Consider the following 16814-nt stretch of genomic DNA (forward strand, 5'->3'; position numbering starts at 1 on the left):
ATGACCGAATGCAAAGCGAACGAAACACCCTGCATTCAAACGCTATCCTATCCTGGATGCATCGAGGCAGCTAGAGCGATTATTCCCTTCATTAGACAGTTCGATGTCGACAGCGCAGCGTGTGCGATATTTTGCATCAACTCCTGGCATGAGAACAGATCTTCCCAAAACTCTGCCTACGCACTCAACGCCGCGCTTCTCAGCATCGACGCATTCGGAACGCGACAAATCGCAGACTACAAATCGTTCTCGGCGTTCTTCTCGCGCATTAAGAAAGCCCTCTCAGCGCCTTGTAGCTTTGAAGACGAAGTTGTGCCCATGATGGGACAAACGTTGATTCCCTTTAGAGGAAAATGGCATCGGGCGCTTCACGGATGTGGCGCCACGCTTGAATACCCAAGGCTCTGCTTCGCGAGCACTATCATCGATGATCCAACCGAAATATCGGAATTCGAAGAACTCCTTGATTACGTCGATGAGATGTCACAGAAGCTAGGGGGTGGAGAATGGCAAAATTCAGATGTGGCACCCGGTGACATGCAAATGCCAAGCCGCGACTACTGGAATCGCGTATGCAGATGGATGGAAACCAATCCCGTTAGGCGCTTGTCGGCCGACACGATAGCTGCAATCGACGAATCAACGAGCTATGTTGAAAACAAATGCTTCCTCATGAATGGCGACAGGACAATCCCCCTCTTCTGCCCGTCGATTCTTGAAGACTACTTGACTCGAAGCATGGCCAAGAAACGAACAGAGAAGAACCAGGCTGGCATAGATGTCGCCCTGCTGAAGCAGGCTCGAGCGATATTCGACTTCCCAAAGGAAAGGGGGAGCTCCGTCTTGGCATTCCCTTTGTTCCTCGTTAACGACAAGCCCATAGAAAACTGCCCGTCGACCTTTCTCGTCCTCGATGGGGAAAGCAAGGCAACGCTCTTCTACAACGCAAGCGCCGGTCATAGCGACAGCGGGCTCGAGGAGCTCAAAATGCTTTTCCGAAAAGACGGGGCACCTCTCAATGTCCTGGACTACATCAAAATACAAGGACGGCGAAGGAGGCTCGTGCTCAAACAGCCAAATCACCTGGACTTCACGATCGTTGCTTACCACGACAATGTCGACATGCCTCCGACCCCCAAAGCCGAAAGGCTATCGGGAATCGCCGACTACGACTGCGGCGCCGCGGACCTTATGGCCATATTGATGATGGCCAGCAACGCGGGCGAAATCTGCACGTTCTTCCAATCCGCCGCAACATCCCCGAACACGATGCTGGCACCCTACGCCGCTGCAAGCGATTACTTCATCATCTGGTCCGACAGCAACCGACAAATCCTCGACGGCGCAGAAGACCACCGGGGCGGGGTCGCGTTGGCCTTTGACTACAATGAAACCGATCGATATTTTGCGGAGCTCTTCCGCGACGGGCTCGTAGATTTCCCCAAAGACTTTAGCGGCGAGTGGGTTCTCGGCTCCCCATTTGCGTACAACTTGAGAAAGAACGAACGTGGATTTACCGAAATCATACGGAAAAGCGACGGGTGGAGCTTCGGCTTGGCGAAAAGGCTCCCCGGCGAGAACGGTCAGCCTTGCTTCATTCACCTCAAGGCGGACGTCGAAAGCGCCCGCAGCGTCCCTCCTAGAACATTCGAGAGAAATGCCTCCACATTCCCCTTGTTCGAGGACCTCTTGATGTGCATGACAAATGACGCCGAACCAGAGATTGCAGGACTTATCTCCGATCAAAGCCGTCTTGACCTCATATACGTGATGCCGGGAGGATCTGAGGCGAACGATCTTCCGGTGATCGATGACGAGCTGGGCATCAGGGCCCTCTTCGTTGAGTCAGACCACCCCATAGTGCTCTACAGCGCCGAGAGCGAGACGTTCTGCAACGCCATGTCAAACGTACAAGATAGGAGCGTCGAATGCCGTTTCGCCGGCGCCGTCCTGTCGCTTGCCGGAAATGGCCGCTTGAGCGCCGTGCACGCCTTGGCGTCCAAGCTCTCGCGCCTTTCGTCTGAAAGGAAGATGGTAGACGTGGGGAGCCTCTCCCTTCCCTACAGGTGGCGTTACGGCGCGAAAAGGATTACCTTGGACGCCGCCTCCAAGGCGGCTGCGCTGAAAGCGGTGGCTTACGCCGTTGACGACGAGGGCGTCAAGCCTGGCAGCTATTTCGGAGCCGACGCGAACCACGTAATCAGGAAATTCCAAAAAGCGCTGAGCAAGGCATTCGAAGATCAGCTTGCGCGGTTCGATGAAGAGGACCTGCTGATCAAGATTTACGAAATCCTGGCAAACTCCTCCCATGCTTTCCACCTCGACACCAAGAGATACAACTCTTTCTCGAACCTGCAAGACAGTGAGGAAATGAGGGTCGAGGAGAAGATCATCAACCAGAGGGAGGATTCGCGGCACGAGGCGAGGGCGGCCATGTTCTCGATGGAGACTCTGCTCACCATATCGCGCCACGGAGACCGTATCGCCGACGCAAGCGAGGTCGCGACGCTGGTCGCCGTCGGCGGACAGCTTCTCGCGGCATCGGACGCTGCCGGCATGCTCATGTTCAAGCCAAGGGGCATGGGCGTCGAGATAGCGGACAACTGCGTCGCCACGGCGATAGAAGACGAAGAACTGATGGAGAGATCCCGCAGTCTCAAGGCCCGGCAACTGCGCGACGGGGGACACGTCGGATCGGATGCCACAGAGGACGAAAAACATGTCGGATTGGCAAAGGAGGCTTTCGAAGCCGACACGGGCGTTTCGTTCCCTTGCTTTCTAGACGTCCTTACCACCCTTTCGCTTGACAGCTCTGCACTTCCCGACAAACATTACGTATCGCCAAATGTCATGTCGATCGAAAAATCTTCGATGCTCGATTCAATCGAGCAGGAGCTCTCTGGCACTTACGACAAAGCCATGATCGAGAGATGCGTCGACTTCCTAACCCTCGACTGCGAAAAGTTAAAAGAGATCGACGGAGAGACAACCGAATACCTGCCTTTCGGCAAGACGAAGAACCGCCCGAATAGGATCGAGCTCAAGCCGCTCGTGGAAATCGATGGCAAGCTTGTTTTCTCGCCAATTCGCACGGGCTTGCTTCAAGAGCGGTGGATTCGAGGCATTGCGGAGCGATTCATACCGGCCAAAGCGGCGTTCCCGTCGCTAAACACGGTCATGGAAAACTGGAAGCGCCGTTACGAGAAGGCCCTGGAGAAGGACGTTCAGAGCTGCTTCCTGAGAGAGGGGTTCTCGCAAAAGCACGTCTTCAGAGGAATTGAACTTTACAAAAAGGGAGACCACCCTCAACAGCTCGGCGACTACGACGGACTCGCATACGACCCGTCAACCGAAACGATCTGGGCCATCGAATGCAAGGAATTCGAGAAGATCGAGTCCGCCTACGACTATATGCAGCTCCAAAGCCGATGGTTTGGAGAGAAGGGCAAACTGCTCAAATTTGAGCGACGAATCGAATATCTGCGAGACAACCTCGACGAGGTTGCTGCAGACCTGGGATTCGAACATACCGGGACGTTGCACATACGCCCCTACCTCGTGAGCAACAAGCTGTTCGTGAACGCCATCGGCCAATCGAGCTTCCAAGTCGTCACCCTATCGGAGCTAGAGTCGCTACTCGAGGAAGAGAGAAGCAGCGCGAAACTCAACGGCTAGGCGAAAACGCATAAACCCACCACAAATCCAAATCGACCCACTCGTCGAAGGTTATGGAGTCGCGATTGCACCGGGTTTGCCAGTAACGAGTCATGCCCGGCTTCACCAGCGGCCTTTGACGCTGGTAGCCGTCGTAGGTTGCAACCTCGTTCGGCAGTGCGGGGCGCGGGCCCACAACGCTCATCCCTTTTGTCAAGACGAAAAAACACTGAAGGCGCCGATAGGTTGGATTATTGGCTTGACCTGCAGGTTCTCGTATTGCCAATAGCACTGCGGACAGCGTATTGCGCCAGCGAATCGCGGCTACCACTTTGCGCATAATAAAAACACCCGGCAGCGACCTGGAGGGTCGGGTCGAGCCCGAGGATGGCCTCTCCCCCCCCAAGCGGAATCGTCCCATTGGGGCGAATTCCCAATGGGACGATTCTCCACAAGCGACGCGCGGCCACATTGAATCTGAATCTACCCCGATTCCATTGACAGCTTCTACGCCGCCCTTTGGACTGGGACTGTTTTATGGACATCCGGAATCGAGCTAATGAGCGCACTGCCGCTCATATTCCACGGGCGATAGGTTGCCGAGGGACGAATGCGGCCGCCTGGTATTGCAATGCAGCTCGCTGAACTTGAATATTTCCTGCCTGGCCTCTATCCGGGTTTCGTACTTGCGATCGAGGGGAAGCTCCCTTTTCAGGGTCTTGAAGAACGATTCCATGACGGCGTTGTCGCAAGGGCAGCCCTTGCGGGAAAACGATTGGACGAACCCGCGGTCCTCGAGCTCCCTGCAAAACCTGCTCGAGGTGTATTGGCTGCCCCTATCCGCGTGCACCATAAGCCCTCCCCTCGGATTTTCCCTGTTCACGGCGTTGTCTAGGGCGTCGATCACCAGATTCTCGTTGATGCGGGAGGAAACTTGCCATCCGACTATCTTGCGCGAGAACAGGTCGAGGCGGGTGGCCAGGCAGGGCCATCCTTCCCACGTGGGAATGCAGGTGATGTCGCCGCACCACACGCTGTTCCTCTTTTGGACGGAGAATTCCCTGTTCAAGACATTGGCGCCTTTGTCTGAGGCCTTTCCGCCCCTTCCGTGCTTCCTGGGCCCCTGCAGGATACCAGCCCCTTCCTCGCCATCATGCGCCGCGCGGTCTTGCCGTTCGCGACGATGCCGATCTTGCGAAGCTCGACGACGATCCGCCTCGACCCGTATCTGCGATTGCTGGCGTAGAAGATGTCCTCGACGAACGGCTCCAGCGCCTCGCAGGCTATCCGCCTCGATGATTTGGGGCGGTTCAGGAAGGCATAGCATCCGCCCCTGCTGACGCCCAGCGCCCCGCATGCCTTCTTGACGCTCATCCCATGCTCGCCGGTCCTCACGAACTCGAACCTCACGCTTGGGCTTGCCTCAAGAAGGCCCGGAATTTTTTTAGTATCGCGACCTCCTTGCGGAGCTCCTCGTTCTCCTTCTTGAGCTTCAGTATCTCGTAGTCCTTGTTCGTGACGGGATTACCGCTTCCGGGGAACGCGTCCTCGCCGTCGGCCTCATATTCCGCCGCCCACCTCCTGAGGGTGCAGCACGGCACGTTGAGCTGATCGGACAGCCCCTTGACCGGGACCTCTCCCTCGAGAACCAATCTCGCGGCGGAGAGCTTGAATTGCCTGCCGTGGCGTTTTCCTGGCATAGTATGAACACCTTTCCAATCGAAACGCTCGATTCTCCGTGTTCATTATATTGTCCCAGTCCAAAGGGCGGCATAGAAGGCGTCAATGAAATCGGGGTAGATTCAAGGTGGATGCGGCGTAGCATGGCCGCTCGGATCTCGGGTTCGGGAGAAGGCCGAGGCCTCTGACCATCCCGATTTGCCGTTCGCTCAGGGACGCCTTCGACGGCGCGTCGCCAGAACGGCTTACGCCAGCATTCCCGACGCTACCAATACATCACTTATTCATGAGGTTTGCTTCCATGACCAGAACGCCTCACGCAAACGTGATGTAAATTGAAATCGATAGAACTGCTACAAATTTGTGAGGTGATATCATTTGTACATCTTCTCAGTGCGCTAGGTGAAACCATAAGGACAAGGCGGAAACATGTTTGGTGGAAAAACAAGGGCGACTTGACACCACTCTGCTCGCGCAAGATTGAGAAGCTCGAGAAGAAGAGGCAGCTTACCCAGAAACAGCTTGCCGAGCTTTAGCAGTATCAGCGAAAGTGCGATGCGCAGCTACGATCTTGGCAACCGCAAGCCCAAGAATGAAGCCTTAGAGCGTATCTCAATAGCACCGAAGGTGAGACCCAAGTGTCTATCCGCACCCGAATTCAGACCCAAGATGGAGTTTCTCTACGCCCTCTTGGAAAATGACGAACTCATGGGTTGCGCCATCACCGAAGTTAATGGCAAGCCTGCCATCGTAGGTAGCGACACGACCGCCAGTCTCACCTTCAATGGCTTCCTGAGATCTTGGAACAATGTGAAAAAGGAGCTCAATGCCAAGGGGATTACCCGCGAGGGGTATGAGGATTGGAAGGAAAGATTCGATCCCAACCACCGGGTGAATACCTCTAATGGCAAGAACCCCGGACCAGAAAGTAGGAGGGACATGTCTAGGACTTATCGCCTCGCCTTGATGATGTTGTCTATATTCGTCTTGCTCATCGTAAGCTTCGCAATTTACGGTAGCCCTAGTTTCCTCCTGGATTCCTTCTGGTTCACAGCGGGACTTTTGTTGCTAATCACACTTTCTCTAGTTGACCAACCGCATTTTTCAAAAGATGCGAACATCTTCATCAACTCCATCACCGCAGGACTCTCCCTGCTATTGGTGCAATCCAATGACAGAGACCCGTTGTTCTGGACATTTCTTACCGTAATAGCTTATTTGCTAGCTTCAAGCTATGCACTGATTTTGATTAGAGAAAGGACACTCTCCGCCGAGCCGCGTGCCGTCCAAATACTTTCAAGGGTCAACAGGCAAATCGGTAAACCTGAAGTATTGTTTTCCGCCCTGTTCATCTGGGGTGCGGCACGTCAGTTCACAATGAGCGCACCAGAGTTTAACGCACTGCTCGTTTTCTGGATCGCATTCATGATTTTCGACATTCCAGCTGTCGCAAGTATGATTGAGGGATTATTCGATAAAGACTCTTTTGAGAAACGCGAAGGAGCTATCGGCTATATTATTTCCGCTCACTCGTCTAACCTCTACACTGCAGAGCTGTCTCAAACAGACAAAGAGGTTCTCGGGTCGCAGGTGATGTTTTCAGATCGCGTATCTCGATTGATGCATTCTGGGTTTGTATTCAGGATTGACACCCTCGCCGATTCTGTTTGGGCTGACATAGTTTGCGAAAGAGCGGCTGTTACCCCATCCAGCAGCCAGCAGGAGCTAAAGCCAGGGGTTGTATATCTGGACGACTCCGTGCGGCAGAATCATGATAACTTTGCTGGTTTAGTTTCTGCTGGCACTACGGTGGATGTCTTGAAATTTGAATATACAAATTTCACGGAAGTATCCGTCGGCGAATTGCTCGAAATAGTTCAAAGAGACAGTTCAGTCGTCTACCAAGTGACTGATGCCTCCATCAACCAAGACGCCCTGTCAGGTCCAAACAAAACCAGAATAACTATCGGAGAGGCAGTTCAACTTGGTGTTTGGGACAACACGACGAGTCGGTTCGAACTGTTCGGATGGGTTCCAAACCCGACCGGAATCGTCAACAAAGCCACACCTCTTGAGTCAACGGAGCCCCTCGGCAATAGTGAAATAAAAATCGGGACCGTACCCGGTTCAAATTATCCCGTCATCATGAACAAGGAAACTGCCGTTACCCATCATCTTGCAATTCTTGGAGTTACCGGCACGGGCAAATCACATTTCGCTCGCTCGCTAATCCGCCAAATCGCAGACGATGAGCTAAGAGTGATTGTCGTTGACCTTACCGGCGAATACAAAGCGATGTTCCCAGAGATGCAGAACATTGTTTGCCAAGACGACTCGGAAAAAGCTTTTTGCGCAATTGAGAAACTAGCTGGAGAGAATGCGAAGTTCCCGAATCAAAGAAATCAGACGGTTATCGCCAGTCAAGAAAATGCCATCAAGTCCGCTTTTTATAATTCGATTAAAAAATTCCTAGAGGGGGACGAAACCAAGACCGTCTTGGAGCTACCTGACATTTCCAATAAATCAAGCATTTTCGAATACGTCAGGTGGTTCTTCTGGTGCCTGTTTGAGACTTCGAAAACAAAGAACAATTTTGGAAGGCGAATATGCATAGTACTCGAAGAAGCCCATACGGTCGTTCCAGAATATAACGCCATGGGATCATCTGACAATGCATCGAAAGCCTCTGTAAATAGCATTGCTCAGATTGCCCTCCAAGGCAGAAAGTACAACATCGGCCTGATCGTTATCGCCCAAAGAACCGCAAATGTCTCAAAAACGATTTTGACGCAATGCAACTCGATTATCGCATTCCAGGAGTTTGACAAGACTAGTACAGATTTCTTGTCGAGTTACATGAATCAATCACACCTCAAAACGCTGCCCACTCTTAAGTTCAGAACGGGAATCGCTGTCGGGAAGGCTTTCAAATCAACAGTTCCCATGTTGTTCGAAGTTCCATTCGAAGCGGAAAAACCAGCTATGGGGAAACATACCCCATAGCGGTAAGGAGATGCGGACGTTTCTTTGCACCCCGAACACAAGTCCAGGTCTGCAAAGGGTAAGATTTCCCGAACACCCTTGAACGCCCCTCCGCCTCCCGTTCATACGAGCCGCTCATGAAGAAGCTGGCACGCTACGACTTAATCATACTCGACGAGTTCGGCCACGTGCCACTCGACGTCGAGGTCGCGAGGCAGCTGTTCAAGGTGATATCGGCGCGCTGTGGACGCCGCAGCATAATACTTGCAACCAACATCGAGTTCGGGAAACGAAGCACCACGCTCGGAAAGAGAACCGAATGACAGCGCGAGACGGGTCCGCAGCGATTGAAAGCGCATAGCCGACAGGCCAGGGACACTGCTCACCATACCAACCGCCTTTAAAACAGAAACACGAAATTGAGGGTAACGTAAAATTCTTTGCACACCCTGAAAGCTGAACGCGTCCAGAAAAGAGAAAGGGCGTGGCGCGTGCCGTCGGTATGATTTGAGTGTCGAGTTCAATCATGCTAGAAGGCAGGCCATGTCCAACCCAATCGTATCATTCGACGATGAGGCGGTGAAGTCCGAGCTTCGCGAGCTGGTCAGGAAAACCATCGAGGAGACCATCAACGCCATGCTTGACGAGGAGGCCGACCAGCTTGTGGGCGCGGGCGTCTCCGCCGGCACGGCCTCCAATCTCGACGACAAGGCTTTCAAGGCGGTCGAGGAGTGGCGATGCAGGCCTCTGGCCTGCGAATACCCGTACGTCTACGTCGACGGCATCTACCCGAAGCGAAGCCGGGGCGGCTCCTACGAGAACATGGCGATGATGGTGGCGATCGGCGTGAACGAGGACGGCTGCCGCGAGGTCATCGGCTGCGCCGAGGGCTTCACCGGGTCGTCGGAGTGCTGGCGCGACTTCCTGTCGTGGCTCAAGTCCCGAGGACTGCGCGGCGTTCTCATGGTCGTCGGCGACAAGACCGCCGGCATGGTCGGCTCGATCGCCGAGGTCTCCCCTGGCGCCAAATACCAGCGCTGCATCGTGCACTTCTGCCGCAACGTCCTCGCCAAGGTTCCGAAATCGAAGAGGCCGCAGGCGGCGGCCATGCTCAAGGCAATCCACGCGATGGAGCCTCGCGAGACGGCCGCCGCCAAAGCCGAGGCCGCGACCGAGGACCTGGAATCGATGCGGCTCAAGGAGGCCGCCAAGGTGGTGCGCGGCGGGTATGCCGAGACGCGGGCGTACCGCGAGATGCCGCGCGAGCATTGTCGGCGCATCCGGACGAACAACGCGATCGAACGCCTGAACAGGGAGATACGCCGGCGCACTCGCGTGGTCGGCGCCTTTCCCGACAGCAAGTCCGCCCTGATGCTTGCGGCCGCCCGCCTGAAGCACGTCGCCGACAGCGAATGGGGATCGCGCCGCTCCTTGGACACTTCTTTGTTCAAGAAGCAGCCGTACCAACGGCTAACCGAAAGCTCGCAACGGTATCGACGGCACCGAATTCTAAACGACAGCAATTTTCTTCCCTCTGTCGGAACCTTTCGCTTGTTGCTTTTCCTGGCGCCAACAATAGCAGCATGACCCGCCAATCAGGCAAGCTTCTTCTTGAACGCGCAAACGCTCAGGCACTTACCGCAACGCACGCAAACAACCTCGTCAATCTTAGGGTACAAAAAACCGTAGCGATTCGGAATCATCCTGATGGCACCTTTTGGACAGACGGCGTAGCAGGCACTGCATCCGCAGCACTCCGAATCATCGGAAAACAAGACGGGGACCTTCTTTTCCGTCATCTGCCGAGCACCCCTTTCAGAAACTTCTTGACAGCCCTCTTAGCGAGCCATTCTTTGGATGATATCAAAGTAGACCGACGATACTCGTCCTCCAGCACGTCGATACCCTCCTCCTTCCAGCGCTCGAGCACGACATCGCGAGACTCGGGCCGCGGAGTGGGGTGCATGAGCTGATCATTTCCGCGCACCGCTTCCTCCAGAGGGCGTTCGGCCCACGAGGTCTCACTCTTTATATAAGGGATGAGTTCTTCAGCCTTCGCCGTGTTAGCGATGACGAGGGAAATTCCGCGGCGAGCATCGAGACCCGAGCTATTAACATCAATCCCCCAAAAGTCGCCGATAGTGAAGTCGCCGGGGCGCTCGCCGCCGGCATAGGGGCACCTGTAGCAGCTCTCGCGATACACATCTCCGGCAAGGAAGCGCTTGTAGTAATACGAGATCTCGGGCGAGAAAGGCACATCCTTTTCAATCCCGGCATGGAGAATAGTGGCACCACCACCACAGCCCCAGCCTTCACGCTTGTCGCGGAAGCGGAGCGAAAGCAGCCAATCGGCGAACTCTTCCCCCATGCAGTCAGCGAAGAACGCCTGACTAGGCACCCCGTGGCAGACGATGTCCACGGTGAGCAGGCCATCCCGTGGACCCCCGAGAAACGCAAGCAGCCCATCCACCTGACAAGGCGTCCCGCTGAACAGAACCTCGCGCCCCGCACTAAGGTCACGCCCGACGCTCGCAATTGCGTCGCCCATATCGCTTTGAACGTATTTAGAGCCACGCATCGCCGCAAGCTCGTCGAGGTTTTCCGCCCGCACGCAGTTAACATGGAGGCCATCATCGAAAGCATGACCGTACACCACACCACCGCGAGCGATCACCCTTCGCGCCAGGACCGAAAAGGCTCCGCCCGATGATGAGAACATGAGTTCATTGTCATCGGAGCCAACGGCTGCGAGACATGTTTTGCGAGATTGAGAAGCGTTATCTGCCATTCTGCCCTACCTCGACGCATGTTCCGAACGCACTGTCGAGAAACGTCCTCGCGTCTTTCGCGAATCTCTCCTTGCACGCGCGTACCGCACTCCAATCAATTGTCGCATCGGCAATATCCATCGGATCGCGCCCATCGGCAGCTCGCCTGTCGGCGAGTGCAAAGTCCCCGAGCACATCTTTGAGGCGTACCGAAAACTTAGGCGGGTCGAATACGACCATGGGACGCTCGAACAGGAGCGAGAAACAAGTGCCATGGAAAGAATCCGTCACCACGTAGGAGGCGTCGCGGAACAACGAGACCCACTCTTCGGGCTTGGGAAGGCAAACGCCTTCCAGTCCCTCGGGTGCGCGTTTCAGGGGGTTGAACGTCACGATGCGGGCGCGCAGCCCCTCGCGCTCGGCAAGCTCCCGGGCAAACGCGCACATGCCAGGATTATCATTGAGCATGTAAACGAGAACGTAGCCGTCCGCTGCAGCGGGAACGCCCGCCGCGAGTTCGAGCCAAAGCTCCGGTCGGCAGAGCAGCACAGGGTCCTTGAGAGCCGTACCGCCAATACCCATTCCTTCCAGAATCGCCACACTCGAGCTCTCGCGTACCGAAATTGCATCGAATTGCGAGAGCAGCGGCTTTGTAAGCGCCATCTCCTCGGCGCTCAGGTCGGGACGCCCGAAGCTCGCCGAGAAGGCAACCTTCTTGTAATTCCCAGGTACATTCTTGAGGAAATAAACGGGGTCGATGCCATAGTTGCACTCGATGTTCCACGTTTGATCGCTGCCCACGCAATACGCGGCGGAGGGGTCGAGCCCTTCGCCGCGAGCAAGGTACGGCGCTGACGAGCACAGCTCAAGTTCGCGCTCGACAAAGGAGCGAAACAGCGTTGATGACTTATGCCTAACCGGTGCATTCGCAACGAGGCGAGCAAGTCTCTCGGGCACGCTTCGATTGGCGTTGTTCATGTACGACTTTATCCAGCCCTTAGTTGTCCAATGCGGCCGGCAATAGTCTATGAAAACGGGGCGGCCGTAGCGCTCGAGGACATCGCGAGTTGCAACCGCCTGCAGCACGGTCCCATAGTTATGCGAGTCGATGATGGTCGACACGTAGATGTCTTGCTTAAAAGCTGGAATCATCAACCTTTGAACTCCTTAACCTTTGTGGCAATTTTTTTGCGGAACACGACGGCCGCAACGACGGCGATGCCGAATACGACATATCGGACGATGGGGTGTGGATAGAGAAGCGGCAGAACAAGAGAAATCGCAGTGAAGATAAGGGCGAGCCCCCACACGGCGGCGCCGTTGAGGACAGCGGAGCCAACCTCTGCACGCACGACCTTTTGAGAGAAAATGTAGTGAGCAGCGCCGAGCGCCACATAGCACGCCAAGGTTGTATAGCCCGCAGCACGATAACCAAACAAAGGGATAAACACGGCGTTGAGGGCGACATTAAGCACTGCAGCGAGCACAGAAGCGACGGAGGCGAGGCCAGTCTTCTCGTAATAGAACTCAATGTTTGAGCAGTACGAATACATGAACATGAAGAACACGCTCGCGGCGATGACGGGAACAAGCGTCATCGCCTCGCTATACTCCCCAGGAGCCAGGATAGCGACGACTTCCGGGGCCAGGATATCAACAACGAGCACAATCAAAGCCAAACCCCCAAGAACCGTAATGCTCGTTTTGCTGATTCTCCTAAGCTCTTTTGCGGCCAGAGTGCGATAGAGCCATGGAACGACAGTCGAATTCAGGGAATTGGTGAGCAACGTCATGATCATCCCCGCCGAATAGGCGATGCTGTAAATGCCCGCATCGGATGCGGTGCACATGTTCGCAATCATAATGCGGTCGCTGGAGCTTAGCACCACTTGCGAAAGGTAGTGCGGAAGCAAGGGGATGTTAAACAGGAGGGTAAACTTCCAATACTCCCATTTAAACAGGCACTTGCTGCGTTTTAGCATGCATCCGCCAAGAACCATTGCAAAAGCCGCCTCGACAAGTACAAAAGACAGAACTCGAGCGAGAACTTTATCGCTAGCCATCACAACAAATAGGATGCCGAGCGCGGGAACCGCAATAGAAAGAACCAGAGAAGCCGGAACGAGTTTCCGATACTCATAGTCGAACTTCATCCTGGACACCCAAATATCGTAGATGCCCTTAACAATTACCTCGACGAACAACAGGGATGAGAGCATAAGCGGCATACCCGTAATGGCCACGACATTGCCGGACAAAGTGTAGCAAAGCGCAATCCAAAGCACGCCAAGAGCAAGAACCAAGCCAACTACAGAAGTCGTATAGCCCTCGCGATCGTCTTTGAAGCGCATCATGCCGTTGTTGAAGCCGCCATATGTGACACCAAGGGTAGCCACATACATAGCGACCATTTCCCAGCTCTGGTAAACACTCACAGAACCATAGTCCGCAGTGCTCAGCAAGCGAGTAAAGATGGGGACCGTGATGAAAGAAAGTCCACGTTGCAGGAAACTGCACAGAGTTATCCAAAGAGTTGCCTTCTTAACCTTGGAGAGCCCGCCGTATCTCTCCTTTGCGCTCTTGGCCAATCTGTTTATCTTTACCGCCACCAAACCACCGCCAACGTCAAATGACAAATCATCCAAGCATGCCCTCAAGGTGCTCAATGAAATCCTCATACGATTCGTACTTAGGCTTATTCTGCATAAACCGCTCGTAGCTCATGCCGCGAGTTCCACGCAAGGCCATAGTTGCCTCGAAAGACGGGTCGCTGAGCACGTCTGCATCCCTCGACTCGAACAACCAAAAGAACTCGCTGAAAACGTTCTTCGGAGGGACCCCTCCCCGCTTGCCTTCAGGCGAGTTCCGACGCCAGCAGTCGTACAGGTCAGCCGCTTCGGAGACTTGGGCGGCGCGGCGCTTCTCCAAATAAGAGTCGATGTCGCAAACCACGCGCTGCGGATTTCCCACTACGACACAGTTGTCCGGCACGTCCTTGTTGATAAGCGAATTGGCGCCAATCACAACGTTATCGCCGATGGTCACGCCCTTGAGGATGGTCGAGTGCATGCCGATAAATACATTGTCGCCAATCTTCACGCGTCCTGCGCTACCTAGAACATCACCGTACATGCCTTTGAAGACGCTCCAATCATAGCCATGTGTAAGGATGGTGACGCCAGTTGTGATCGATACGTTGTTCCCAATTTCAATCATCCAAGGTCGCGTCTGGTCAATGACGCAGTAATTGGGCGAATAAATAACGGTATTGTCGCCAATGACCATGCCCAAGGAGCGCAGGTATGCAACATAATCCGATGAAGAGGCCTTAGGCCCCAATATCAATTTCTTCAGCATGTGTTTAAGCCCCATGCTTCCCATTCCTTCCTTTTGCCAAGCAAAGCGCCAGACCAGTCATCTTATATTTCATACACACGAAGAAAACCGCCTGCTTAACAGGCACTCGCCAAAACGGGAATGATTTGCAAGCAGAGACAAAAACTTGCCTGCCAAGGGCATCATCAGCAAGTCTCCTTTTCTCGCAATCCGATAAAGATGCCGAGGCTATGAGAATCAAGATTCCTCTTGTGTAATCGATTATCCTTCTATCCGCCCTCTTGAAACACTCGCCTCGAAAGATTGCAGGCTCATTCCCGCACTCTTCTAACAGGGTTTCAAAAAATACGAAGAAGGAATCAATGGTTGAAACTCGAAACGTTTTAGTAATGGAGTCCTGATCGTCCTTGCGATAGCAATACGGGGCACCATCTAACGCAGCAACGCAATCGGCTGCCTTGCAGATATCCGTGTTAAAGAGTATGTCTTCGCTTCTTATCGCGCGGAACCGAATCTCGCCGTCCTCGATAAGCTGGCGACTATATAAATTCGGACATGCCGACACAGGAACGGGATCTTCCCTGAGCTTATTCGGAAGCGCACCGTAAAATGATCTCCGAAGCTCAAATATTTCCTTATCGCCACAAAGGGTCCTTCCAGCAAAAGGATGGCTAGACCACTTTTGGGAATTCCCATGCACAACACGCTTCAGATTCGAGAAAACGACTTGAGCCTGGGTCTCCTTTGCCGCGCGATAAAGCCGCTCGTACATGTCTTCCTCGACCCAGTCGTCGGAATCGACAAAGCCGACATATTCTCCTGTCGCCACCGCTAACCCACTGTTCCTTGCCGGTCCTAATCCACCGTTCTCCCTATGAACAACTTTCACACGCTCGTCAAGTCGTGCATATTGCTCTGCAATCTCACCGCAGGCATCTGGGGACCCATCGTCCACTAAAAGAATCTCGATATTATTAATCGTCTGCTTTAAAAGGCTATCGACACAGCATCGAAGATACCTCTCGGTGTTATACATTGGAACGATTACGCTTACCGCCGGTTTATTGCTCATATACATCTAACCCCTACGCATCTCGGAAACAATGAACAGCCCAACGCAAAGCGAAAGCGCCCAAAGTACGGCTGGATAAGTAACCGCTGTGTTGTTATACATGCAATTAATCAGGAAAAGGACGCACATTGCAATGGAAAAACCGCCACTAGCGGCAAAGCTCTTCCGTACAATATTCCCCCTGTGAGCAATCAACATGATGCCTAAAAGCGCAACTGGCATCACAAATAAGACGGTGCCAATATAGCCCAATTGAATAAAGACCATAGCGGAAGTGAGAAAATGATAGTTAAGCCAACCATACAAGTTAAAGAAGGGCGAGCAGAAGAAGGGCATCGATGATTGGCTGGCGCTTCCAAACCCAAACCCAAACATCATCGTGAATAGATCCCCATTGAAAAATTGCTCACCAATCTGAGAAAAGGCATTGAGGCGAGAAATACCATAGCCTGTCTCTATGTTCGAATTATCCGCCTCCGTCATAAGCGCATCAAAATCAACCAATGTTTCATATTGAAACGGATTTATTGCTGCAAAAACAGACAATGCCGCAGCAATAAGGAAAGCAATTGCTGCCACTGAGACGATTGTCTTGCGCGAAACGCGCGCATACAGGATAGATATAGCCACAATGAGGGCGAATTCCACGAAGAAGAACTTCAACTCAGCAACGGCAGCAATTAACAATGCCGATAAAACAGTCAGCAGCAGCCCCGAAAGCCGCCCCTCTTTAGCAAGATAGAGATTAAGCCCCCATGCCACCACAATACAGAGATACACGTTGAGGATTCCGTTGCAACCTCTTTCGACCCCGAAGATGCCGCCGATATTATCCTGGAAAAGCCCCAATACGTAATACTGTATCAAAACGAAGATGACGTTTGGCACCTGCATTTTGTAGACGAACCCCATAAAAGCCCTGATATAGTCTTTGTCCCAAAAAATACGAAAGAGATAAATCCAGACGAACAAGCGACTGAAGGATATCGCTTGCCAGATTACGTATTGTGGCGCAATAGTATTTATGACTCCCGACAAAGGAGCCATAACCGCGAATAAGGCGACAGGCACATTGAAAAACGGCTCATTGCCGACTCGCTTTCCGATAAGTCGAGCATTCGAAAGAAGGATGCAAATGTTGACGATGTCGAAAGCATAAGTAAAAGCACTCGGGATCAGGCCAATGTTCGAGAGGAAATTGACAACAAACAACAGCACAAACTCGATTGCCAAGAAATCCGCCATGTTGAACCTGTGCACAAGTACGGCGCTCAAACCAGAGGTAGAAAGCCCTCTATTCGCATGTGTTTGCTTAGGGGTCG

Annotated in this window: 13 protein-coding genes and 2 pseudogenes; 4 read left to right on the forward strand and 11 right to left on the reverse strand. The window is 53.5% G+C overall.

Going from position 1 to position 16814, the window contains the following annotated elements; translation table 11 throughout:
• Nucleotides 1-3675, forward strand: a complete 3675-nt coding sequence (locus Q0D41_RS03135) for a hypothetical protein (protein ID WP_294375032.1) — start codon at nucleotides 1-3, stop codon at nucleotides 3673-3675.
• Here Q0D41_RS03135 and Q0D41_RS03140 read toward each other — a convergent pair.
• The 4 genes from Q0D41_RS03140 to Q0D41_RS03155 form a co-directional block, all read right to left on the reverse strand.
• Nucleotides 3665-4126, reverse strand: a complete 462-nt coding sequence (locus tag Q0D41_RS03140) for a sugar transferase (protein ID WP_367113803.1) — start codon at nucleotides 4124-4126, stop codon at nucleotides 3665-3667. The two genes, Q0D41_RS03135 and Q0D41_RS03140, sit on opposite strands and share 11 nt — an antisense overlap.
• An 84-nt stretch (nucleotides 4127-4210) precedes the next feature.
• Entirely contained in the window at nucleotides 4211-4723 is a 513-nt protein-coding gene (locus Q0D41_RS03145) for an IS3 family transposase (protein ID WP_294375040.1), read from the reverse strand.
• Nucleotides 4720-5064, reverse strand: a complete 345-nt coding sequence (locus tag Q0D41_RS03150; protein WP_294375041.1) for an IS3 family transposase — start codon at nucleotides 5062-5064, stop codon at nucleotides 4720-4722. The genes Q0D41_RS03145 and Q0D41_RS03150 overlap by 4 nt, the downstream gene beginning before the upstream one ends.
• Nucleotides 5061-5354 carry a transposase gene (locus Q0D41_RS03155; protein WP_294375043.1) on the reverse strand — a complete coding sequence of 98 codons (294 nt, stop codon included), beginning with the start codon at nucleotides 5352-5354 and terminating at the stop codon, nucleotides 5061-5063. Before Q0D41_RS03155 ends, Q0D41_RS03150 begins: the two co-directional genes overlap by 4 nt.
• Before the next feature lie 535 nt (nucleotides 5355-5889).
• Here Q0D41_RS03155 and Q0D41_RS03160 point away from each other — a divergent pair.
• The 3 genes and pseudogenes from Q0D41_RS03160 to Q0D41_RS03170 form a co-directional block, all read left to right on the forward strand.
• Complete coding sequence (locus tag Q0D41_RS03160; protein ID WP_294375045.1) at nucleotides 5890-8337, forward strand: ATP-binding protein; 2448 nt, start codon at nucleotides 5890-5892, stop codon at nucleotides 8335-8337.
• 83 nt (nucleotides 8338-8420) lie between these two features.
• Nucleotides 8421-8639: pseudogene (locus Q0D41_RS03165) on the forward strand (ATP-binding protein); the annotation flags it as partial.
• Nucleotides 8640-8859: 220 nt separating this feature from the next.
• Nucleotides 8860-9750: pseudogene (locus Q0D41_RS03170) on the forward strand (IS256 family transposase); the annotation flags it as partial.
• Between the two features lie 161 nt (nucleotides 9751-9911).
• On the opposite strand, the gene Q0D41_RS03175 reads toward Q0D41_RS03170, so the two are convergent.
• The 7 genes from Q0D41_RS03175 to Q0D41_RS03205 are packed head-to-tail and all read right to left on the reverse strand — an operon-like array spanning nucleotide 9912 to nucleotide 16737.
• Nucleotides 9912-10115, reverse strand: a complete 204-nt coding sequence (locus tag Q0D41_RS03175) for a 4Fe-4S dicluster domain-containing protein (RefSeq protein WP_294375047.1) — start codon at nucleotides 10113-10115, stop codon at nucleotides 9912-9914.
• On the reverse strand, nucleotides 10112-11104 hold the full coding sequence (locus tag Q0D41_RS03180) for a Coenzyme F420 hydrogenase/dehydrogenase, beta subunit C-terminal domain (RefSeq protein ID WP_294375049.1): 993 nt from the start codon (nucleotides 11102-11104) through the stop codon (nucleotides 10112-10114). The genes Q0D41_RS03175 and Q0D41_RS03180 overlap by 4 nt, the downstream gene beginning before the upstream one ends.
• A complete protein-coding gene (locus Q0D41_RS03185) occupies nucleotides 11094-12236 on the reverse strand; it encodes a polysaccharide pyruvyl transferase family protein (RefSeq protein WP_294375051.1) in 1143 nt (380 codons plus the stop codon). The genes Q0D41_RS03180 and Q0D41_RS03185 overlap by 11 nt, the downstream gene beginning before the upstream one ends.
• Nucleotides 12236-13729 carry a lipopolysaccharide biosynthesis protein gene (locus Q0D41_RS03190; protein ID WP_294375053.1) on the reverse strand — a complete coding sequence of 498 codons (1494 nt, stop codon included), beginning with the start codon at nucleotides 13727-13729 and terminating at the stop codon, nucleotides 12236-12238. Before Q0D41_RS03190 ends, Q0D41_RS03185 begins: the two co-directional genes overlap by 1 nt.
• Nucleotides 13722-14465, reverse strand: coding sequence for an acyltransferase (locus Q0D41_RS03195; RefSeq protein ID WP_294375055.1), 744 nt, complete (start codon nucleotides 14463-14465; stop codon nucleotides 13722-13724). Before Q0D41_RS03195 ends, Q0D41_RS03190 begins: the two co-directional genes overlap by 8 nt.
• Nucleotides 14446-15492: a glycosyltransferase gene (locus Q0D41_RS03200; RefSeq protein WP_294375058.1), complete on the reverse strand. Its 1047-nt coding sequence runs from the start codon at nucleotides 15490-15492 to the stop codon at nucleotides 14446-14448. The genes Q0D41_RS03195 and Q0D41_RS03200 overlap by 20 nt, the downstream gene beginning before the upstream one ends.
• A gap of 6 nt (nucleotides 15493-15498) precedes the next feature.
• The gene (locus tag Q0D41_RS03205; protein ID WP_294375061.1) at nucleotides 15499-16737 is read right to left on the reverse strand and encodes a hypothetical protein; all 1239 of its coding nucleotides are present in this window, start codon (nucleotides 16735-16737) and stop codon (nucleotides 15499-15501) included.
• Between the last annotated feature and the right edge of the window lie 77 nt (nucleotides 16738-16814).

The sequence above is a fragment of the uncultured Slackia sp. genome (assembly GCF_934630525.1).
Classification (GTDB): Bacteria; Actinomycetota; Coriobacteriia; order Coriobacteriales; family Eggerthellaceae; genus Slackia.